Here is a 19,732-nt window from a genome sequence, read left to right as displayed (position 1 = left end):
TCGAAGTAGTTCCGCAAGCTACCGCAGCGAGGGTGTGTTTTCCGAGCCGGCTACTCCTCCGCGGCGAGGGCGGCCTGGACGTCCAGGCCGACGACGCTGTCGATGACCTGCTCGAGCGCGGCGGCGGGCAGCGCGCCGGGCTGAGAGAAGACGAGGTAGCCCTGCTTGAACGCCATCAGCGTCGGGATGGAGGTGATCTGCGCCCAGCCGGCGAGGTGGCGCTCGGCCTCGGTGTCGACCTTGCCGAAGACGATCTCCGGGTGCTGCTCGGACGCCTGCTCGTAGACGGGCGCGAAACTGCGGCACGGCCCGCACCAGGCGGCCCAGAAGTCGACCAGCACGATCTCGTTCTCTTCCACGGTCTGCTGGAAGGTCTGGCCGGTCAGGGTGGTGGTGGTCATGCCTGGCTCAACACCGGGGCGCGCGCGTTCGTTCCATCCGCCGTGAGACCGGCCAGCCGGCCGCCTCGCCGGTCAGGGTGTCGTGGCGCCGACGACGAGCGCGGCGGCGCCGGCCAGGGCGAAGGCGGCCGGCAGCGTGACCGCCCAGGCGAGGCCGAGGTTGGCGACCACGCGCCATCGCACCCGCCGGTAACTGTCGTGGACGCCGGCGCCGAGCAGCCCGCCGGTCAGCGCCTGCGTCATGCTGACCGGCGCGCCCGCCGCGGCGCTGCCCAGCACGGCGGCGGCGGAGGCGAACTCGGCGGTCACGGCCTGCGGGGCGCGGGTGCTGATGATGCCGGTGCCGAGGGTGCGGGCGACCCGCGGGAGGCCGATCACGGCGCCGGCGGCGAACAGCCCGCCGACCACCGGGTACGCCCACCAGCGCGGCGCCGCGTCACCTCCGGCCGCCGCGCTCGCGGCGATGAACAGGACGAACGCCTTCTGCCCGTCGTTCGCGCCGTAGGCGAGGCACTGCGCGAGGTACGCCGCCACGTGCGTGCGCCGGACGGTGGCGAGGTAGCGCGCACCGCGGACGGCGCGCCAGGCGGTCGCGCCGGCCAGCGCGAGCAGCAGCCCGGCGACCGGTGCGGCCACGCCGATCGCGAGGACCCGCAGCACGGCCGGCCATTCGACGGACAGGCCGGCGCCGACGCCGGCACCGGCGACGCCGCCGATGACCGCCAGCGTCAGGCTGGTCGGGAGCCCGCGCCGGGCCAGCCCGCCGGCGACGACGATCGCCACGACGAACCCGATCGCCAGCGGCGCCGGGTCGGCCGGCACGATCGAGCCGGCCAGCGTCTGCGCGACCGCGGTCGTCAGCAGCAACGGGACGGCGACGACGGCCGCGACCAGTAGGCCGAGGCCGGCCGCGACCGGCATCCCCGGGATCCGCAGCCCGGGCGCGATCAGCGCGCCGCCGTCGTTGGCGCCGGTGACGAGGGCGAACACCACCCCCACCGCGATCATCAGGTCGGGCACGCGGCGGCTCGTCAGTAGCCGCGCTTGAGCGCGCCGTCGGTGAGGACGTCGGCCGCCTCACTGATGCGCGCGCCCACACCGTCGAGGCGCTTGATCAGCTCGCGGTGCTTGAGCGCCTCGGTCGACACGTCGCCGTCGACGATGCGGGCGAACTCCTGCTGGTACTCGCGGCTGATGCTGCGCGCCGCCTTCTTCGCGTCGAGCGCCTTGAGCGGCACGTCGTGCGGCGCGCTCCACAGCGTGCCGACGGCCTCGTCGAGCGAGTCGACGGCGGCGACCACGTGGTCGAGGAACGGGCGGTAGGTCTTGCGCCGCTGGATCTGGTAGAGGTCGGCCTCGCGGAGGAACTCGCGGATGGTGTCGAGGACGTCGTCGATGGAGCGCGACAGCCGGAACAGGTCCTCGCGGTCCAGCGGCGCGACCAGCGTGCGGGACAGCCGGTCGACCAGCACCGCGCGCATCTCGTCGCCGCGGTGCTCGATGTCGGCGATGCGCTCGCGCGCCTGTGCCGGCGACACCTTCTTGTTGACCATCGCCCGGGCCAGGGCGGCGCCGTCGCGGGCGGCGTGCACCTGGCCGCTCAGCGCCTCGGACATGTGCTGCCGGCCGCCGCGGAACCGGCGCGGCCAGCGCGGCCGCAACCGCGCGGCCTTCATCGTCACGTCCACCACCTTGTCGAGGCACCTTGACCGATGTATCACGAACTGTGGTTAATCTATCATGCAGAGGTGTGTTTTTAACATCAATCGTTGGTGTGAGTGAGGGGATGCCGCGTGCGAACCACCTGGGATCGGATCCTGATCGCCGGCGACGCCGTCGCGGCCGGCACCGAGACGGCGTACCGCGCGGTGGCCGCGGCGCCCGGTGAGGCGCACGGGATCCGCGCCGACCTCTGCGAGACGCATCCGGGCGGCATCGAGCCGGGCGAGCCGATCCTGCGGCTCGCCCACCTCACCGACCTGCACCTCGCCGACACCCAGTCGCCGCTGCGGCTGGACTTCGCCATGCAGGTCGGCGAGCGCAGCCCGGGCTGGGGCGGCGCCGTCACGTACACGTTCCGGCCGCACGAGCTGCTCACGGCGCACGCGGCCGACTCGATGCTGCGGACGCTGCGCGGGCTCGACCTCGACCTGTGCGTCGTCACCGGCGACAGCACCGACAACGCGCAGGCGAACGAGCTGGCCACGTTCCTCGCCCTGATGAACGGCCGCGACGTCGCCCCGGTCTCGGCCGGCGGCGTGTACCGCGGCCCGCAGAGCGCCGACTGGGGCGATCCCTGGTACTGGGTGCCGGACGTTCCGGGCGATCGTTATCAGCATCGATGGGGATATCCCCACGTCCCGGGGTTGGTCGCCGCGGCCGCCGTGCCGTTCCGGGCGGCCGGCGCCGGTGTGCCGTGGATCGGCTGCCTCGGCAACCACGACGTGCTGGTCGGCGGCACGACGGCGGTCACCGACGAGCTCTCCGCCATCGCCGTCGGGGACCGCAAAGCGGTGCGGCTGCCCGCCGACCTCGGCGACGAGCGCGAACTGGAGCTGTACCTGCGCGATCCCGTGCGCCTGTTCTCCGGCCCCGGCCTGCCGGTCGCCGCCGATCCCGGGCGCCGGCTGCTGCGCACGCGCGACATCGTCCGGGCTCATCTCGCCGCCGCCGGCGGCGGTGACGCCCTCGGTATCGGCGCTCTCGGCGGTGGCGGTGGTGCCGGCGGTGACGCCCTCGGCATCGGCGGTGTCGGCGGTGACGCCCCCGGCAGTGGTGTTGGCGGCGGGGACGGCCGCGGAATCGGCGGTGGCGCCGGCGGCGGCGATGGCCGCGGTGGCGGCGTCGGTGATGGCAGCGTCGGCGGGAGTCTGTCGGTGCCCGCCCGTAGGGTGGGCACCCTCCCTAGAGGGGCGGGTCATACCTACCGCGTCGGCGCGGCCACGGGTGCGGGCGCCGGACCGGCCGGGCACGGCTTCACCGAGGCCAACCTGCGGGCCGGCACGGCGTACTACCGGTACGACCCGGTCCCGGGCGTGCGCGTGCTGGTGCTCGACACCAACCACCGGCGCGGCATGTGGGACGGCAACGTCGACCGCGTCCAGCTCGAGTGGCTGGCCGACGAGCTGCGCGGGCTGGACGGCGCCGACGATCCGCTGGTCGTCATCGCGTCGCACCACGCCACGCCGTCGCTGGGCAACGGCTACGGCGTCTGCCCTGACGACGAGGCGGCGGTGGCGTTCGCCGGCGAGCTGCTCGAGGTCGCGCTCGGCTGTCCCAACGTGGTGCTGTGGCTCAACGGCCATCACCACGCGAACCGGGTGGTGGCGCACCGCCGTCCGCGCGGCGGCGGCCTGTACGAGGTCACGACGGCGTCGATGGTCGACTGGCCGACGCAGGCACGGGTGATCGAACTGGTCAGGCAGCCCGGCGGGATCCTGCGGATCACCTCGACCATCGTCGACCACGACGCGCCGCTGGACCCGGGTCCGCAACCGCGCACGCCCGGCGAGCTGGCGTCGCTGCACCGCCAGGTCGCCGCCAACGACGTCTGGCGCGGGGGGGCGCGGCAAGGCCTCACCGGCACGCCCCCGGACCGCAACGTCCACATGCTGGTGCCGCTGGCCGGGCGGTTGTGATGACTTCTGATAAGAATCGCGCAACCGGTGTTATTCTCCGTTACCGGCCGGGTGCGGGCCTGACGTTCCGCTGTCCCGGCGATGCGCGAGGAGACGAGCCCGGATGACACCTCCCGAGGCGCCGCGCGGTGCGTCGCCGAAGCGGTCGCAGGCCCGAGAAGCTCGGCAGCAGCTGATCATCGACCACGTCGTCGCCAACGGCGTCGCGACGGCGGCGGAGTTGAGCACGCTCACCGGGGCGAGCCTGATGACCGTCCACCGTGACCTCGACGAACTCGCTCGCCGCTCGCTCGTGCGCAAGTTCCACGGCGGGGTCTCGGCGCAGCCGTCGACGGCGTTCGAGAGCAGTTCGGCGTACCGCATCCGGGTGCAGGGGCGGGAGAAGGAGGCGCTGGCCAGGACGGCTCTGGAGCTGATCGAGCCGGGGATGTCGATCATGCTCGACACGTCGACGACCAACCTGTTCCTGGCCAGGATGCTGGGCGGGCACGATCACGGCCCGCTGACGGTCGTCTCGAACTACCTGCCGATCATGCAGACGCTGCGGGCGGTCCCCGACGTGCACCTGATCGGGGTCGGCGGTGACTACAACGCCATGCATGACGCGTTCCTCGGGATGTCGGCGATCGAGACCATCCAGGCTCTCAGTGTGGACGTTGCCTTTCTCAGTACGTCTGCGATGACCGCCGACACCGCCTACCACCAGGAGCCGGACATCGTCATGGTCAAGCGCGCGATGATGGCGGCGGGCCAGCGCAGGGTGCTGCTGATGGACCGGACTAAGCTCGGCCGGACGGCCCTGCACCGCCTCGCCGCGACCTCCGAGTTCGACCGCCTCATCATCGACGGCGAAGGCGGCTCCGCCGACGTCGTCGACCGCCTCCGCGAACACGTGGACGTCACGCTCGCCTGACCCTCGCTGGCCTGCTGCCTGCCGGTACGGCTCGGCCGGCTGCCTGTGCCTGTTGCCCGCCGCCACCTGTTGCCGGCTCGGCCGGCTGGTGCCGCTGTCGCCCGCCCGCCTCGGTGGACGACGTCGCTCGTAGCTCGGCCGCCCGGCTGCGGCTGCCTGGACAGCTGCGCGCCTGCCGTTTGCGGCCCGCTGCTGCCGCCCGGCTACCCGAGGCTGCTGGTGGTGGCGTCGCTGGGTGGCCGGCGGTCGCTGTACGCTCGCTGACGCTGCCGGCTCAGCTGCATGCCTGCCGTTGCGGCGCGCTGCCGCTGCCCCGGTCGCCCGAGGTTGCTGGTGGTGGCGTCGCTGGGTGGCCGGCGGTCGCTGTACGCTCGCTGACGCTGCCGGCTCAGCTGCATGCCTGCCGTTGCGGCGCGCTGCCGCTGCCCCGGTCGCCCGAGGTTGCTGGTGGTGGCACCGCTGGGTGGCCGGCGGTCGCGGTCGGCACGCTGGCGTCGCCCGCTCAGCCGCGTGCCTGCCGTTTGTGGCCCGCTGCCACTGCCCCGGTCGCCCGAGGTTGCTGCTGGTGCCTGCCCGTCCCGTGCCGAGGCCGCCCGCCACCTCGGCGGACGCTGCCCGCTCAGCCGCGTGCCCGCCGTTTGCGGCCCGCTGCCGCCGCCCGGTCGCCCGAGGTTGCTGGTGGGTGAGCGCCACCGATGGCCCGGCCGTCGCCGTCGGTTCGGTGCCTGCCCGTCCCGTGCCGAGGCCGCCCGCCACCTCGGCGGACGCTGCCCGCTCAGCCGCGTGCCCGCCGTTTGCGGCCCGCTGCCGCCGCCCGGTCGCCCGAGGTTGCTGGTGGGTGAGCGCCACCGATGGCCCGGCCGTCGCCGTCGGTTCGGTGCCTGCCCGTCCCGTGCCGAGGCCGCCCGCCACCTCGGCGGACGCTGCCCGCTCAGCCGCGTGCCCGCCGTTTGCGGCCCGCTGCCGCCGCCCGGTCGCCCGAGGTTGCTGGTGGGTGAGCGCCACCGATGGCCCGGCCGTCGCGTCGGCTCGGTGCCTGCCCGTCCCGCGCCGAGGCCGCCCGCCACCTCGGCGGACGCCCCCAATGGGCAGCTCCCGCACCGACGCCCATCCGCCCACCCACTCACCACAGTGAAGCAATTCGCGTTAACTCTATCGAAACTCGCGTTAATTCTGTTACGGTCCTCACACCAAATCGGGCATACCTATCAGCAGCAGCGGAGGATCACATGCAGCGCAGAGTGTTCACCGCCGCCGGCGCCGTCCTGACCGCGCTGGCGCTCACGACCGCCTGCAGCGCCGGAGACGACGGCGGAGCGGCCGGCGGTAGCGGCGGCGGCGACGGCAGCGGCGACTTCGACGGGACCATCACGTTCTGGTACGCGATGGCCGGCCGCAACGGTGAGGCGATCACCGAGCTGGTCGATCGCTACAACGACGAGAACGACGCCGGCGTGACGGTCGAGGCGATCTACCAGGGCAACTACAACGACACGCTGACGAAGCTGCGGGCGTCGGCGCAGTCGGGCGTTCTGCCGAGCATGGTGCAGGTCAACGAGCTGAGCACGCGGTTCATGTACGACTCCGGGCTGGCCACGCCGGTGCAGGAACTGGCCGACCAGGCCGGCTACTCCTTCGACGACCTCAACGAGCGGGTGGTCGGCTACTACACGGTCGACGGCGTGGTGCAGTCGATGCCGTTCAACGTGTCGGCGCCGACGCTCTACTACAACAAGGACGCGTTCGCCGCCGCCGGGCTGGACCCGGAGTCGCCGCCGCGGACGCTCGACGACATCCGGGCGGCGGCCGAGCAACTGCGCGGCGGCAGCACCGAGTACGGCTTCGTGTCGTCCATCGACGGCTACCTGGTCGAGCAGTACCTGGCCGTCGCCGACGCGCCGTACTGCGACGAGGGCAACGGGCGCGAGGGCCTGGCGACGACGGTGGAGTGGGACAGCGACGTGACGGAGTCGATCCTCACGTGGTGGACCGGCATGGTCGACGACGGGCTGGCGATCAACGTCGGGCGCGACGCCAACAACGCCTCGGCGGCGTTCCAGGCGGGCAACGCGGCCATGATGACGTTCACGTCGGCCAACCTGCGCGACATCGTCGACGGCGCGGACTTCGAGGTCGGCGTGGCGCCGTACCCGATGCCGCGGGCCGGCGACGCCGGTGGGCCGATCCTCGGCGGCGGCTCGCTGTGGGCGCTGGCCGGGCAGCCCGACGCCGCGAAGGAGGCCGTCTTCGACTTCATGGCGTTCATGATGTCGCCGGAGAGCCAGGCCATGTGGTCCACCCGCACCGGCTACGTCCCCGTCAACACCAAGGCCGTCGAGCTGCCCGAGTACAGCGAGGTGCTCGACCAGTACCCGGGCCTGGCGCTGGCCGGCGAGCAGCTCTCCGCCACCCCGGACGGCCTGAACACCACCGGCTGCCTCATGGGGGTCATGCCGCAGGCGCGGGACAAGATGAACGACGCCATCGAGGCGTCGCTGCTCGGCGTGAAGGAACCGCGGCAGGCGCTCGTGGACGGCGCGGCCGGTCTGGCCTCGGTCATCGAGCAGTACAACGACTCCGTCGGCGCGAACTGACGACAACGAGAGGCAGCACCTTGCTCACTCTGATCGCCCACCGCGGCACGCCCCGTGAACATCCCGAGAACACGCTCGACTCGCTGCGGCACGCGCAGACGCTCGGCGCCGACGCCGTCGAGTTCGACGTGCGGACCACCCGCGACGGCGTCCCCGTCCTGCTGCACGACACCGACCTCGGGCGCATCTGGGGGCGGCCGGACGTGCTCGCGGAGACCGACCACGCCGACGTCGCGGACGTGATCCCGGCGCTGGCCGACGTCGCCGCGGACATCGCCATCACGCTGATCGTCGACTGCAAGGGCGCCGGGACGGTCGCCCGCGCGGTGCCCGTCCTGCGGGATGCCGGCGCGCTGCCGCGGTGCGTGTTCATCGGCCAGGCCGACGTGCTGCAGGAGGTACGGGCGGAACTGCCCGACGCGCGGCTGGCGCTCTCGTGGTCCGGCGCCAGCACGCCGCCGCCGGAGCTGCTGGCCCAACTGCGGCCGGAGATCATGAACGTGCGCTGGGCCGACCTCGCCGAGTCCAGCCTCGACACCTACCGGGCCGCCGGGCTGACCACCTGGTGGACCTACACCATCGACGACGTCGACGCGTTGCGGCGGGCGCTGGAGCTGGGCATCACCGGCATCATCACCAACGACCTGCCGCTGATCGGCGCGGCCGCGGCCTCGGCGGCGAGCCGATGACGGGGCGGGACCTCGGCGCGGCGCTGGCGGTCGCCGAGGAGGCGGCGCGGTGGGCCCAGCGGCACATCACGTCGCGGCGGCCCGGCCCCGGCGACCCGGAGGAGAAGGCCGGCCCGGGCGACTGGGTGACGTCGGTCGATCGCGAGGTCGAGGAGCACATCCGGGCCGCGCTGCTGGCCGCCTTCCCCGGCGACGTGGTGATCGGCGAGGAGGCCGGCCGGTCGGAAGGTGCCGGGCCAGACGGTGGCGAGCAGGCGGCGGGTGCCGGGCCGGACGGTGGCGAGCAGGCGGCGGGTGCCGGGCCGGACGGTGGCGAGCAGGCGGCGGGTGCGGGGCCGGACGGTGCCGACGGGGCCGCGGCGGGGCTCGCGCAGGCCGGCGACGGCGGGCTGACGTGGTACATCGACCCGATCGACGGCACGACGAACTTCGTGCACGGGCTGCCGGGGGTGTCGGTCAGTATCGCCGCGGTCGACGCCGGCGGGGTGGCCGTCGGCGTGGTGCACGACGTGTACCGGGACGAGGCGTTCACCGCGATCCGCGGCCGGGGCGCCCGTGTCGACGGCGTGGCGGTGGCGGCCGGCGGGGAGGGGGATCGGGTCGGGCTGCGCGGCGGCCTGCTGCTCACCGAGTGGTCCGGGCTGCTGCCGTGGCCCGGCATGTACGGCCTGATCACGGACCTGCAGGAGCGGTTCACCGCCACCCGCGTCCTCGGCTCCTGCGCCCTGAGTCTGGCGTCAGTCGGCGCGGGCCGGGCGACGGGCGCGGTCCTCGGCGGTCACTACAACCCGTGGGACGTGCTGGCCGGCGCGCTCATCGCGGCCGAGGCCGGCTGCGTGGTCTTCGACCCTGACGGGGTCGCGGGCGACGTGCCGATGGGCGGCCTCGGGGTGGCCCGCCCGGACGTGGCCGACGAGATCCGGCGCGCATGGCAGCAGGCCCGCGCCCGCGCCGCTGACGCCGCCGCTGACGACGGCGCCACCGCAGACGACGGCGCCACCGCCGGCGTCCCGGGCGGCCGGGTCGGCACGGGCGAGGCGGAGGCGGCGCCATGAGCGTCGCGACGAAGGTGGGGACGACGGCCGGCCCGGCAGCGGCGGCGCAGCCGAAGCGCCGCCGCTACGACCGGCGCGAGGTGACGACGGCGGCGCTGCTGCTGCTCCCGTCGATGGCGATCTTCGCGGTGTTCGCCTTCTACCCGCTGGTCCGCACGTTCTGGCTGAGCGTGCACGCCAACGACCTGCTCGGGCTGCCGACACAGTTCGTGGGGCTGGACCAGTACACCGAGTTCTTCTCCAATCCGGACCTGCGCCGCATCACGCTGACGACGGGCATCTTCGTGGTGCTGACGGCGCTGCCGAGCGTCGTCATCGGGGTGTTCCTGGCGTTGACGCTGCAGGCGCGGATCCGCGGCATCAACGTGTTCCGGACGTTGATGTCGACGCCGTTCGGGTTCTCGGCGGCGGCGACGGCCGTGGTGTTCGCGGTGTTCTTCAACCCGGCGGTGGGCGTCTTCAACGGCATCCTGAAGATGGTCGGCCTGGACAGCGTGAACTGGCTGACCGACCCCACGTACGCCCTGCCCAGCCTGGCGGTGGTGTGCGTGTGGAGCAACGTCGGCTACACGCTGCTGGTCGCGTCGGCCGGCCTGCAGGGCATCCCGGACGAGCTGTACGAGGCGGCCCGCATCGACGGCGCGGGGCGGTGGACGGTGGTGCGCAAGATCGTGCTGCCGCTGCTGACGCCGACGATGTTCTTCCTGGTCGTGATCATGACGATCAACTCGCTGCAGACGTTCGGCGAGATCCACATCCTCACCGGCGGCGGCCCGAACGGCTCGACGACGACGCTGGTGTACGGCATCTACCAGAGCGCGTTCGCCTACGGCGGCAGCAACTACGGGCTGGCGTCGGTGCAGGCCGTGGTGCTCCTGCTGGTGGTGACGGCCGCGACGTGGGCGCAGTTCCGCGTCCTGCAGCGCAAGGTGTTCTACGGATGAGCGGCCTGCGGCGCGCCCTGACCTACGCGGGCCTGACGGCGCTGACGGCGGTCATCGTCTTCCCGCTCTACTACGCGGTGGCCGGGTCGCTGATGACCGACCGGGAGCTGACGACGTTCCCGCCGGCGCTGTTCCCCAGCAGCGTCACCCTGCAGAACTACGTGGACGTACTGGACGCGATCCCGCTGGTGCGGCAGTACGCGAACAGCATCGGCGTGGCCCTGGTGGTCGTCGCCGGGGTGCTGGTGACGTCGCTGCTGTCGGCGTACGCGTTCGTGTTCCTGCGCTTCCCGTTCAAGCGGACGCTGTTCGCGCTGTTCCTGCTGACGATCATGGTGCCGGGGGAGTCGCTGATCATCCCCAACTACCTGACCGTCTCGAACCTGGGGCTGCTGGACACGTTCCCCGCGCTGACGCTGCCGTTCCTCGCGATGGGGTTCGGGACGTTCCTGCTGCGGCAGTTCTTCGCGGCGTTCCCGCGGGAGATCTACGAGGCGGCCCGGATGGACGGCTGCACGCACGTGCGGTTCATGTTCTCCATCCTGACGCCGTTGTCGCGGCCGGCCCTGGCGGCGCTGGCGATCTACGCGTTCATCGCCACCTACAACAAGTACTTCTGGCCGCTGCTGGTGACCCGGACGCCGGAGATGCAGACGCTGCAGATCGGGCTGAGCCAGTTGCGGTCGCTGGAGGCGCGCGAGCCGGGGCTGATCCTGGCCGGCGTGACGCTCGCGATCATCCCGATGCTGATCCTCATCTACTTCTTCCAGCGCAACATCATCCGTGGCCTCACCACGGGTTCCGGCAAGTAGCTCCTACCGAGAGGAGAACACTCCGTGACGACACCACCGCACCATCCCGCCCGCAGGAACCTGCTGCGCGTCGCCGCCGCGGGCGCGGTCTCGGCGGCCGGCCTCGCCGCCGCGACCCCGGCCTGGGGACGGACGACGGCGGCGCCGGCGTCGCCGCCACCCGGGCTGTCCGACCCGGTACAGCGCGGCGACCTCGTGGTCGACGTGCGCGACCACGGCGCCGTGGGCGACGGGGTCGCCGACGACACCGCGGCGATCCAGGCGGCGCTCGACGAGGGCCGCGGCCGGACGGTGTACATCCCGCCGGGCACGTACCCGGTGTCGACCATGCTGACGGTGTTCGGCGGCACCACCGTGCTGGCCACCGCGACCACCGTGATCCGCCGGACGGACGGGCCGAGCATCGTCGGCAACGGCGTGCTCGGCGACATGACCGCGACCGGCTTCGACGGCGAGTCGGACATCGTCATCCAGGGCGGCGTCTGGGACGTCAACGCCTCGAACGTGGCGCTCAACGGCAACGGCTTCTCGTTCAGCCACGGCCGCAACATCCGCGTGTACGACGTCCGCGTGCGCGACGTGCAGGGCTGGCACGCGATGGAGCTGAACGCCGTCGAGACGGTCCGGGTGGTGAACTGCCGGTTCGAGGGGTTCTCCGACCCGCAGGGCAACCGGCAGTACTCCGAGGCCGTGCACATGGACTACGCCGGCGGCCCGGGCCACTTCACCCTGTTCGGCGCGCCCGACTTCTACGGCTGCAAGGACGTCGAGGTCAGCGGCTGCTACGCGGGCCCGTCGGCGGACTTCCCGTCGTACCCGCGGCTGGTCGGCTCGCACGGCGGCCCGGACGGCCACCAGCACACCGGCCTGCGGGTCGTCAGCAACTACGCCGACCAGTGCACCGAGTGGGCGGTCCGGCTCTACGACTGGCTCGACGGCGTCGTGCAGGGCAACCAGATCGTCGGCGGCGGTGGCGGCATCCAGATCGGCCCGGCCGGCGTGCAGACCGGCGGCAACGTCGTCGTCTCCGGCAACACCCTGCGCGGCCTGGCCGGGGTGCAGGAGGCGGCCGGCCGGCCGCCGGACGCGGCGATCTGCGTCGGCCGGTTGAACAACGCGCGGACGCACCGGCTGACCGTCGCGGACAACGTGGTCGAGGGCGTCGCGATGGAGGGCATCTCGGTCTACCGCACCGACGGCTGCGTCGTCAGCGGCAACGTGGTCGAGGACTGCGAGGGCGCCGGCATCCGGCTGCACGACGCGCCGCGGGCGGTGGTGACGTCGAACGCGGTGGCCCGCACGGGCGGCGAGTCCATCGTCGTCGCCGACGCCAGCAACGCGGCGCTGGTGGCGCAGAACCGGGCCGACGACGCGACGGCGGCGGGCGTGCGCGTCACCGGCACGGTCGCCGAGGTGGTGGTGCGCGGCAACGTGGTGCGCGGCGACGCGGCGTACGGCATCGCCATCGGCGCGGGCGCCACCGGCACCTGGCACACCGGCAACGACCTGCGCGGCGGCTACACGACCGGCCCGGTCGACGACCAGGGCAGCGGCTCGCTGACCGACCCGGCGGGCGTCGCCTGACGGGCGGCCGGTCCCGGGCCCGCCCGGGACCGGCTCAGCCGGCCAGCCGCAAGACCAGCGGCGCCGACGACGCCGCGAGGTCCGGCCCCGCGTCAGCGGCCGCGACCACCTCGCCGGACGGCGCCAGCAGCTCCAGCCGTCGCACCGCCGCCGTGCCGTGCACGACGTCGAGCACGACATCCGAACCGGCCCGCGACACCCGGCCCCACGCCGTGCCCAGCGTGACCGGCCAGCTCGCGCCGTCGTCCGGCAGCCGCAGCCGCAGGGTCGCGTCGACGGCGTTCCAACGGGCGCCGGTCAGCGCGGGCAGCACCGACCAGCCGGCCATCGCGCGCACGTAGTGGTCGCCGCACTCGATCTCGTTGTACGGGTTGCGCCGCCGCCCGTCGTAGCGGGCCCAGACGCCGCGCAGCACCGCCCAGCCCTCGTCGTCCAGCCCTTCGGCCAGGCACGCCGCCGCGAGCTGGTACTCCGACCCGGTCCACACCTCGTCGCAGTAGCGGGTCGGCACGGCGGGGCGTCCGCCGCGCGGCCACGTGCACATGAGCACGCCGGTGTCGTCGCCGTCGGCGAAGACGCGGTACGGGTGCTCGAAGCCGTCGAACCCGTGCCGCAGGTTGTGCCGGACGATCGAGCGCAGCGCGGTGACGACGTGCTCGCGCGGCAGCACGTACCCGAGGTCGAGCTGGTGCGCCCACCACTGGCCGAGCAGCTGGTCGGTGAGGCAGCCGGTGGCCCACTGGAAGGTGGGGTCGTCGCCGGGCTCGAGCAGCTGCTGGTAGTACTCGCCGTTCCACAGCAGCTCGTCGTAGGCGGCGGACCCGCGCTCGAACAGCTCGCGGTGCTCGCGTGCGTACTCCGGCTCGTCGACCAGCAGCGCCAGCTCCTCCAGCGCCCGCAGCGCGGCCAGCCACAGCGACCCCATGAACGGGTTGACGCCGCAGAGGTCGATGTCGTGGGTGCTGGGCTGGACGCCGCGCAGCACGCCCGAGGCGGACGGGTCCCAGCGGCCGCGGACGTGCTCGACGAGGCGGCGCAGCCGCGGCCAGTACCGCCGCAGCCAGTCCAGGTCGCCGGTCGCGCGCACCTCGCGGTAGGTCTTGAGGACGGTCCCGAGCATGCCGTCCAGCGCCGGCTCGTCCGGCCCGCCGATCGGCACGTCCCACAGCTGCGGCAGGTAGGCGGGGACGATGACGCGGTGCGGGATCGCCCCGTCCGGAGCCTGCATGACGTCGAACTCGGTCTCGCGCATCGACCGCTCCAGGCCGGGGAACAGCGCCGCGACGGCCTGCGCGTACGTCCACACGTGGGTGCAGTTCAGCGGGCACGACCCACCGGTGTCGCCGGCGTGGCCGAGGGTGGAGGCGCCGTTCACCCCCTCGAAGCCGAAGAACCGGCCGTCGGCGGCGCGGAAGCACGACGGGCTGCGCAGGAACGCCGCCTGCGCCGCCAGGTGCTCGACGGCGTCGGCCGGCAGCGCGCTCGCGGCCAGCAGGCCGGTCCAGGCGGACGTCCGCTCGACCAGCTCGTCCCACCGCGACTCCACCGTGCGGGCGACGTCGGCGGCGTCGGCGTGGGCCAGCGCGTAGTGGTTGCCGAGCCAGAACCGGGTCGGGCCCCACTCCGGGCGCTGCGGGCCGAACTGCGTGAAGTCGACGTACCGGTTCGGGAAGTGCCAGGCGATCAGGACGCGCAGCCGCGTGCTCTCGCCGGGCTCCAGGTGGAACGGCGCCGCGATGCCGCCGTTCCAGGTCGCGCCGGGCAGGCTGGCGCCGGGCTCACCGCTGAGCGCACCGGCCCGGCTGAGGCCGCGGCGGCGCAGGAAGGCCAGGAACTCCTCCGGCCGCCGCCACTGCGCGAGCACCGCCGCGTCCGGGTCGTCGACGGCGAGTACCAGCTGCCCGGCGCCGGGGTGCTCGGCGGCCAGCGTGTGGTTCTCCATGACGACGTGGGTCCAGCCGCCGCCGCGGGTGACGCGGTTGGTGTTGCCGCCGTACCCCGCGCCCTGCACGCCGTCGATCGGCGACACCCCGTCGTGGCCCACGGCGTTCTGCAGCGCGGCGCCGAGCTGCCCGTGCACGGGGTACGCACCGGTGTTGCGCAGCGTGACGGACAGCATGACGACCGGCAGCGACGACGCGTCCTCGTCCATCGGCACCAGCGGGTTGAGCGCCTCGAGCGTGACGTCCAGCGGGACGGCGGCGTCGGCCAGCGTGACCCGCGCCGACGGGTACGTCGCGCTGAACTCGGCCGTCTCGAAGCCGTGCGTGGTCGCCAGCTCGGCCTGCCAGCCCGGGACGGCGTCGTCGGTGACCAGCGGCGTCGGCGCGTGCGGGCCCGGAACCGGCCGCGCCTGCAGCACGCGCAGCTCGTCCAGCGGCGGCTCCCACTGGGTGGCCCGCAGTGCCAGGAACGAGCCGGGCAGGTCGCCGCGGTGGTTGCCGGTGTGGTGCAGCTGCCACTGCCGCAGCCCGCCGTCGGCGCCGAGCGCCACCGTGCCGGTGCCGATGCCGCCGAGCGGCATCGCGACGTGCCGTCCCTCGGCATGGGGGATGGTGCGGGGCATCGGTGTCCTTCCGTCAGTCATCGGAGGTGTGGCGCGACGGCGCGACGCCGAGCCCGGCGAGCGCCGTCCACGCGGCGCTGACCAGCACGACCGCCGCGACGCCCGGCACCAGCAGCAGCAGCACCTGCAGCCGCAGCGCCAGCCAGCCCAGCAGCGCCGCGGCCACCCAGCCGCCGAGCACCGGGACCGGCCGGCGGGCGGCGGCGAGCAGCGCGACGACCCAGACGTGCCGCCACGGCGCGCCCGGCCGGTCCAGCAGCAGCGCGACCGCGGCCGGCGCCAGCGCCATGGCGTACGCGGCGACGACGCACCCGGCCAGCGCCGGGACCAGCGCCGCCGCCGACCCCGTCCGGCCGTACACCTCGAAGGCGGCGAGGGTCAGCGTGACCGCCGCCGTCGCCGCCCAGATCGCCCCGACGGCCGGCGCCCAGCCCGGCCCGCGCAGGTCACGGGCCCGCACCTCGCCGTCCAGCACCAGCCGCTGCGCGACGATCGCCAGCGCCACCAGGAACGGCGCCCCGGCGACCCCGGCCACCGGGACGGCGACCAGCAGCCGCCCGCCGCTCAGCCAGTCGGCCGCCACGGCGACGGCGAGCACCGGCGCCGACGCGGCCAGCACCCACGGCGCCCGCGACCACAGCGCCCGGGCGCCGCGGCGCAGCCAGTCCTCCTCCACGGCCACGGCCGCGGGCGCGAACGTCCGCATCGTCATCCCCGCAGCCCGGCCGTCGCCACCGACGCGACGAAGTTGCGCTGGAACGCGAGGAACAGCACGAGGACCGGCGCCACCACCATCGCGATGGCGGCGAACACGACCGCCGCCGGCGCGCCGCCCTGCCCGCTCTGCAACGTCACCAGGCCCAGCGGCAGCGTCATCTTCTCCGGGCTGGAGATGAAGATCAGCGGGCCGAAGTAGTTGTTCCACGACGCCTGGAAGCCGAGGATCGCCAGCGCCGACAGCGCCGGCCCGGACAGCGGCACCAGCATCCGGAACAGGATCCACAGGTGCCCGGCGCCGTCGATGCGGGCCGCCTCGTCCAGCTCGCGCGGGATCGAGTTGAAGTACTGGCGCAGGAAGAAGATCGCGAACACGTTGATCAACGCCGGCAGCCACAGCGACGTCAGCGTGTCCACCAGGTTGAGGTTCCGCATCAGCACGAACACCGGGATGATCGTCAGCTGCGCCGGCACCATCAGCGCGCTCAGCAGCACCACCAGCACCTGGTTGCGCCCGGTGAACGCCAGCCGCGAGAACGCGTAGGCCGCCAGCACGGCCACCAGCAGCGACCCGCTGACGCTGATGACGGCCACGATCAGGCTGTTCAGCGCCATCCGCCCGAACGGCATCAGCTCCAGCACCCGTGAGTAGTTCTCGGTCGAGAACGGCGACGGCAGCCACTTCGGCGGCAGCGTGAACGCCTCGCCCGGCTCGGTGGCGCTGGCGGCGAACAGCCAGATCAGCGGCGCGGCCATCAGCAGCCCGATCACGAGGATCAGGACGTCGAAGGCGATGGCGCCCGGACGGCGCCGCCGCCGGTTGCGCTCGCGCGGCTTCAGCAGCTCGTTCGCGTCGACGTCGACGCGCAGGCTCATCGGTCGTACACCCACTTCCGCGCGACCAGGAACTGCAGGCCGGTCACCGCCATGATCACGACGAACACGAGGATCGCGATGGCCGACGCGTAGCCGATCTGGAAGGCCTGGAACCCGGTCTGGTACAGGAACATGACGATGGTCATCGTGGCGTCGTCGGGGCCGCCCTTGGTGATGATCTGGATCGGGTCGAAGATCTGGAACGCCCCGATGAACGTGATGATCACGGCGAAGAACAGCACCGGCGACATCATCGGCACCGTCACGTGCCAGAACACCTGGCGCCGGTTGGCGCCGTCCGTGCGGGCCGCCTCGACCAGCTCCGACGGCACCGTCTGCAGGCCCGCGAGCATGATCACGAAGGTGAACCCGATGGTGTACCAGAAGTCGATGCCGATGATCGCCGGCAGCGACCACGACGGGTCGACGAACCAGTTCGGCGCGTCGATGCCGATCTTGTCCAGGTAGTACGCCACCAGCCCGAACGTCGGGTCGAGCACGTACTTCCACAGCAGCGCGACCGCCGCCCACGACAGCAGGTACGGGAAGAACACCGCACTTCGCGTGAAGTACGAGACGAACCGGTTCATCGGCCGGTTCACCGCCAGCGCGAGCAGCAGCCCGCCGAACACGTGCGTCACGACCGACGCCAGCGCGAACAGGAACGTGTTCAGCAGCGCCTTCGGCAGCAGCGGGTCGGAGAACAACTGCCGGAAGTTCTCCAGCCCGACGTACTCGCGCGGGGTCAGCAGGTCCCACGAGTGGACGCTGAGGAAGATCGCGAACGCGAACGGCCCCGCGACGAACAGCAGGAACAGCACCAGCGCGGGGCTGAGGAACGCCCAGCCCGCGAGGGTCTGACGGCGCTTGGCGCGGCGCCGCGGGGGAGCGGCGGCGCCGGCGTCGGGGGGCGCCGCGAGGCCGGTCGTCATAGCAGGCCGGCCAGTTCCTCGTTCGCCTGTGCGAGCGCCGCCTCCGGCGCCTCGTTGCCGCTGAGCGCCTTGTCCCAGGCGTTGATCATCGCCGTCTGCACCTCGGCGCCGCGGTCCGGCGACGGCACCGGCGTCGCGTACGAGATGGCCTCCGCCAGCGCCGTCGTCCCCTCGGGCGCGTTGTCGGTGAACGCGGGGCTGTTCGCGACGGACAGCCGGGCCGGGACGATGGTGCCGCCGATGGAGGCGTAGTACTCGCCGGCCTCCTTCGACATCATGAACTTGATGAAGGTCCAGGCGGCGTCCTTCTTCTCCGACGCCTTGGTGATCGGCCAGGCGTCCCAGCCGACCGGCGAGCCGGGCCCGGCCTTCTGCGGCATCGGGACGATCGCCATCTTGTCCACCAGTTCGAGCCGGCGCATGTCGATGACCGGCCAGCGCCCGCCCGCGATCGCGGCCAGCGTGCCCTTCGTCAGCGCCTCGCCGGCGTCGAACGCGCCGCCCGGCTCGGGCGCGTAGCCGTTGGCGATGAGGTCGCGGCAGAACTGCAGCGACTCGATCGACTGCGGGCTGTCGAACGTCGCCGTGGCCCAGTCCTCGTCCAGCGGCGAGCCGCCGTTGGTGAGCATCCACGGCATGATCGCGGTGAACGGGTCGGAGCCGATCGGCAGGATGTACACCCCGGCCGCCTTCAGCTGCTCGGCCGCGACCAGGAAGTCGTCCCACGTCCAGCCGGGTGCGGGCGGGGTGGCGCCGGCGGCCGCCCAGGTCTCGGTGTTGTACCAGAAGCAGACCGTGTTGTAACCGCCCGGGATGTAGTACGTCTGACCGTCGTGCGACGCGTACTTGGTGTTCCACTCGACCAGGTTCGGGTCGATGTCGGCGAAGTAGTCGTCGACGATGTCCTTGTCGCGCTCGAGGTACGGCTCGAGCGGCTCGAGCAGGTCCTTCGACGCGAAGATGCGCTGGCCCTCGGTGGCGATCTGGATGATGTCCGGCACCTGGCCGCCGGCGATGCGCGTCGCCACCGTGTTGGAGAAGTCGCCCCAGGTGTCCGCGGCGATGCCCTGCGCCTTCAGCTTGATGTCCGGCTCGACCTTGTTGAACTCGGCGAACAGCTGCTTGAACGCCTCCTGCTGGTTGGCGTCGCCGCGGTACACGAACGTCAGCGTGTCGCCGCCGCTGTCTCCGCCGCCGCCGCTGGTGGAGCCGGGGCTCTCGCAGCCGGTGGTCGAACCGAGCACCGGGACCGCCGCCGCGGCGCCCATGAGCTGCAGCAACCGGCGGCGCGAGAGGGGTCCGACCCCGCCGGCCGGATGGTCTGGGGTGAAGGGCACCGGATCCTCCTTGATCGACGCCTCGGAAATCGATTTCCTCGGGACGATAGAGGTGAACCGATCACGCGTCAATAGCTGCGGCCGACCCTGATCCTCCCCCATTTCGGTCGTCGGGGCAGCTCAAAGGCGGATGAACCCGGTCGAAGCCAGGTAATCGATTTCCTCGGAGGTGGACGTCCGGCCTCCCTGGCGGCCTCGCCGGGCGCGGCGGGATCATGGTCGCGTGGACCTCATGGGCGATGCCGATTCCGCCGGGCTGGAGCGGCTGGACCGCGGTACGTGCTACGCGCTGCTGCGGTCGGTGCCGATCGGGCGCATCGTGTTCACCGAGGGCGCGCTGCCGGCCATTCAGCCGGTGAACTTCGTGCTGGACGGCGACGACGTGATCATCCGGACGGGCATGGGGTCGAAGCTGGCGGCTGCGACCCGCTCCGCCGTCGTCGCGTTCGAGGCCGACCGGTTCGACGAGGATTCGCTGACGGGGTGGTCGGTGGTGCTGGTCGGGCGGGCCGAGGCGGTCACCGGAGAGCAGGAGCGGACCCGGCTGGCGGCGCTGGGTCTGACGCCGTGGGCGCCGGGGGAGCGGCCGCACTACATCCGCGTCCGCCCCGAGATCGTCCGGGGCCGGCGGGTGCCGCCGCAGCGGGCGGGCGGCTGATCAGGCCCGCGGCTGA

The 19,732-nt window shown here is 72.9% G+C and carries 17 protein-coding genes; 9 read left to right on the top strand and 8 right to left on the bottom strand.

All coding sequences use genetic code 11. From position 1 onward, the window contains the following. Positions 1 to 50: 50 nt before the first annotated feature. From trxA to BLV02_RS01355, 3 genes are all read right to left on the bottom strand, one after another. On the bottom strand, positions 51 to 401 hold the full coding sequence (trxA, locus tag BLV02_RS01365; protein ID WP_069111275.1) for a thioredoxin: 351 nt from the start codon (positions 399 to 401) through the stop codon (positions 51 to 53). A 72-nt stretch (positions 402 to 473) separates the two neighbouring features. Next, the gene (locus BLV02_RS01360) at positions 474 to 1,421 is read right to left on the bottom strand and encodes an inorganic phosphate transporter (RefSeq protein WP_216094208.1); all 948 of its coding nucleotides are present in this window, start codon (positions 1,419 to 1,421) and stop codon (positions 474 to 476) included. 11 nt (positions 1,422 to 1,432) lie between these two features. After that, positions 1,433 to 2,077, bottom strand: coding sequence for a DUF47 domain-containing protein (locus tag BLV02_RS01355; protein WP_069111551.1), 645 nt, complete (start codon positions 2,075 to 2,077; stop codon positions 1,433 to 1,435). Positions 2,078 to 2,194: 117 nt separating this feature from the next. Here BLV02_RS01355 and BLV02_RS01350 point away from each other — a divergent pair, with 117 nt between their 5' ends. From BLV02_RS01350 to BLV02_RS01315, 8 genes are all read left to right on the top strand, one after another. Further along, positions 2,195 to 4,039: a metallophosphoesterase family protein gene (locus BLV02_RS01350; RefSeq protein ID WP_069111274.1), complete on the top strand. Its 1,845-nt coding sequence runs from the start codon at positions 2,195 to 2,197 to the stop codon at positions 4,037 to 4,039. A gap of 103 nt (positions 4,040 to 4,142) precedes the next feature. Then, a complete protein-coding gene (locus BLV02_RS01345; RefSeq protein ID WP_069111273.1) occupies positions 4,143 to 4,952 on the top strand; it encodes a DeoR/GlpR family DNA-binding transcription regulator in 810 nt (269 codons plus the stop codon). Between the two features lie 1,229 nt (positions 4,953 to 6,181). Then, positions 6,182 to 7,546 carry an ABC transporter substrate-binding protein gene (locus BLV02_RS01340; RefSeq protein ID WP_069111272.1) on the top strand — a complete coding sequence of 455 codons (1,365 nt, stop codon included), beginning with the start codon at positions 6,182 to 6,184 and terminating at the stop codon, positions 7,544 to 7,546. A gap of 20 nt (positions 7,547 to 7,566) precedes the next feature. Continuing rightward, the gene (locus tag BLV02_RS01335; RefSeq protein WP_069111271.1) at positions 7,567 to 8,235 is read left to right on the top strand and encodes a glycerophosphodiester phosphodiesterase; all 669 of its coding nucleotides are present in this window, start codon (positions 7,567 to 7,569) and stop codon (positions 8,233 to 8,235) included. Continuing rightward, positions 8,232 to 9,290 carry an inositol monophosphatase family protein gene (locus tag BLV02_RS01330; RefSeq protein ID WP_069111270.1) on the top strand — a complete coding sequence of 353 codons (1,059 nt, stop codon included), beginning with the start codon at positions 8,232 to 8,234 and terminating at the stop codon, positions 9,288 to 9,290. The genes BLV02_RS01335 and BLV02_RS01330 overlap by 4 nt, the downstream gene beginning before the upstream one ends. After that, positions 9,287 to 10,234, top strand: coding sequence for a carbohydrate ABC transporter permease (locus BLV02_RS01325; RefSeq protein ID WP_069111269.1), 948 nt, complete (start codon positions 9,287 to 9,289; stop codon positions 10,232 to 10,234). Before BLV02_RS01330 ends, BLV02_RS01325 begins: the two co-directional genes overlap by 4 nt. Then, complete coding sequence (locus tag BLV02_RS01320; protein ID WP_069111268.1) at positions 10,231 to 11,046, top strand: carbohydrate ABC transporter permease; 816 nt, start codon at positions 10,231 to 10,233, stop codon at positions 11,044 to 11,046. Before BLV02_RS01325 ends, BLV02_RS01320 begins: the two co-directional genes overlap by 4 nt. A 24-nt stretch (positions 11,047 to 11,070) precedes the next feature. Beyond that, entirely contained in the window at positions 11,071 to 12,630 is a 1,560-nt protein-coding gene (locus BLV02_RS01315) for a right-handed parallel beta-helix repeat-containing protein (RefSeq protein WP_069111267.1), read from the top strand. Positions 12,631 to 12,664: 34 nt separating this feature from the next. Here BLV02_RS01315 and BLV02_RS01310 read toward each other — a convergent pair whose 3' ends face one another. Genes BLV02_RS01310 through BLV02_RS01290 form a run of 5 tightly spaced genes read right to left on the bottom strand, consistent with a single transcriptional unit; the run spans position 12,665 to position 19,058 of the window. After that, entirely contained in the window at positions 12,665 to 15,196 is a 2,532-nt protein-coding gene (locus BLV02_RS01310) for a GH116 family glycosyl hydrolase (protein ID WP_143045038.1), read from the bottom strand. A gap of 13 nt (positions 15,197 to 15,209) precedes the next feature. Next, a complete protein-coding gene (locus tag BLV02_RS01305) occupies positions 15,210 to 15,908 on the bottom strand; it encodes a hypothetical protein (RefSeq protein WP_141711557.1) in 699 nt (232 codons plus the stop codon). Beyond that, entirely contained in the window at positions 15,905 to 16,789 is an 885-nt protein-coding gene (locus BLV02_RS01300; RefSeq protein ID WP_069111264.1) for a carbohydrate ABC transporter permease, read from the bottom strand. The genes BLV02_RS01305 and BLV02_RS01300 overlap by 4 nt, the downstream gene beginning before the upstream one ends. Next, the gene (locus BLV02_RS01295) at positions 16,786 to 17,721 is read right to left on the bottom strand and encodes a carbohydrate ABC transporter permease (protein ID WP_069111263.1); all 936 of its coding nucleotides are present in this window, start codon (positions 17,719 to 17,721) and stop codon (positions 16,786 to 16,788) included. Before BLV02_RS01295 ends, BLV02_RS01300 begins: the two co-directional genes overlap by 4 nt. Continuing rightward, the gene (locus BLV02_RS01290; protein WP_216094206.1) at positions 17,718 to 19,058 is read right to left on the bottom strand and encodes an ABC transporter substrate-binding protein; all 1,341 of its coding nucleotides are present in this window, start codon (positions 19,056 to 19,058) and stop codon (positions 17,718 to 17,720) included. Before BLV02_RS01290 ends, BLV02_RS01295 begins: the two co-directional genes overlap by 4 nt. A 232-nt stretch (positions 19,059 to 19,290) precedes the next feature. Here BLV02_RS01290 and BLV02_RS01285 point away from each other — a divergent pair, with 232 nt between their 5' ends. Beyond that, positions 19,291 to 19,716: a pyridoxamine 5'-phosphate oxidase family protein gene (locus BLV02_RS01285; protein WP_069111262.1), complete on the top strand. Its 426-nt coding sequence runs from the start codon at positions 19,291 to 19,293 to the stop codon at positions 19,714 to 19,716. Positions 19,717 to 19,732: the final 16 nt, after the last annotated feature.

The sequence above is a fragment of the Jiangella alba genome, from assembly GCF_900106035.1.
GTDB classification, from domain to species: Bacteria; Actinomycetota; Actinomycetes; order Jiangellales; family Jiangellaceae; genus Jiangella; species Jiangella alba.
This window is presented reverse-complemented; position numbering and strand designations above follow the sequence as displayed.

Bases quoted from the DNA above. Each gene is read 5' to 3' on its own strand.
- trxA (WP_069111275.1), bottom strand. From the start codon at position 401: ATGACCACCACCACCCTGACCGGCCAGACCTTCCAGCAGACCGTGGAA.
- BLV02_RS01355 (WP_069111551.1), bottom strand. From the start codon at position 2,077: ATGAAGGCCGCGCGGTTGCGGCCGCGCTGGCCGCGCCGGTTCCGCGGC.
- BLV02_RS01345 (WP_069111273.1), top strand. From the start codon at position 4,143: ATGACACCTCCCGAGGCGCCGCGCGGTGCGTCGCCGAAGCGGTCGCAG.
- BLV02_RS01340 (WP_069111272.1), top strand. From the start codon at position 6,182: ATGCAGCGCAGAGTGTTCACCGCCGCCGGCGCCGTCCTGACCGCGCTG.
- BLV02_RS01330 (WP_069111270.1), top strand. From the start codon at position 8,232: ATGACGGGGCGGGACCTCGGCGCGGCGCTGGCGGTCGCCGAGGAGGCG.
- BLV02_RS01325 (WP_069111269.1), top strand. From the start codon at position 9,287: ATGAGCGTCGCGACGAAGGTGGGGACGACGGCCGGCCCGGCAGCGGCG.
- BLV02_RS01320 (WP_069111268.1), top strand. From the start codon at position 10,231: ATGAGCGGCCTGCGGCGCGCCCTGACCTACGCGGGCCTGACGGCGCTG.
- BLV02_RS01310 (WP_143045038.1), bottom strand. From the start codon at position 15,196: ATGCCCCGCACCATCCCCCATGCCGAGGGACGGCACGTCGCGATGCCG.
- BLV02_RS01305 (WP_141711557.1), bottom strand. From the start codon at position 15,908: ATGACGATGCGGACGTTCGCGCCCGCGGCCGTGGCCGTGGAGGAGGAC.
- BLV02_RS01300 (WP_069111264.1), bottom strand. From the start codon at position 16,789: ATGAGCCTGCGCGTCGACGTCGACGCGAACGAGCTGCTGAAGCCGCGC.
- BLV02_RS01295 (WP_069111263.1), bottom strand. From the start codon at position 17,721: ATGACGACCGGCCTCGCGGCGCCCCCCGACGCCGGCGCCGCCGCTCCC.
- BLV02_RS01285 (WP_069111262.1), top strand. From the start codon at position 19,291: ATGGGCGATGCCGATTCCGCCGGGCTGGAGCGGCTGGACCGCGGTACG.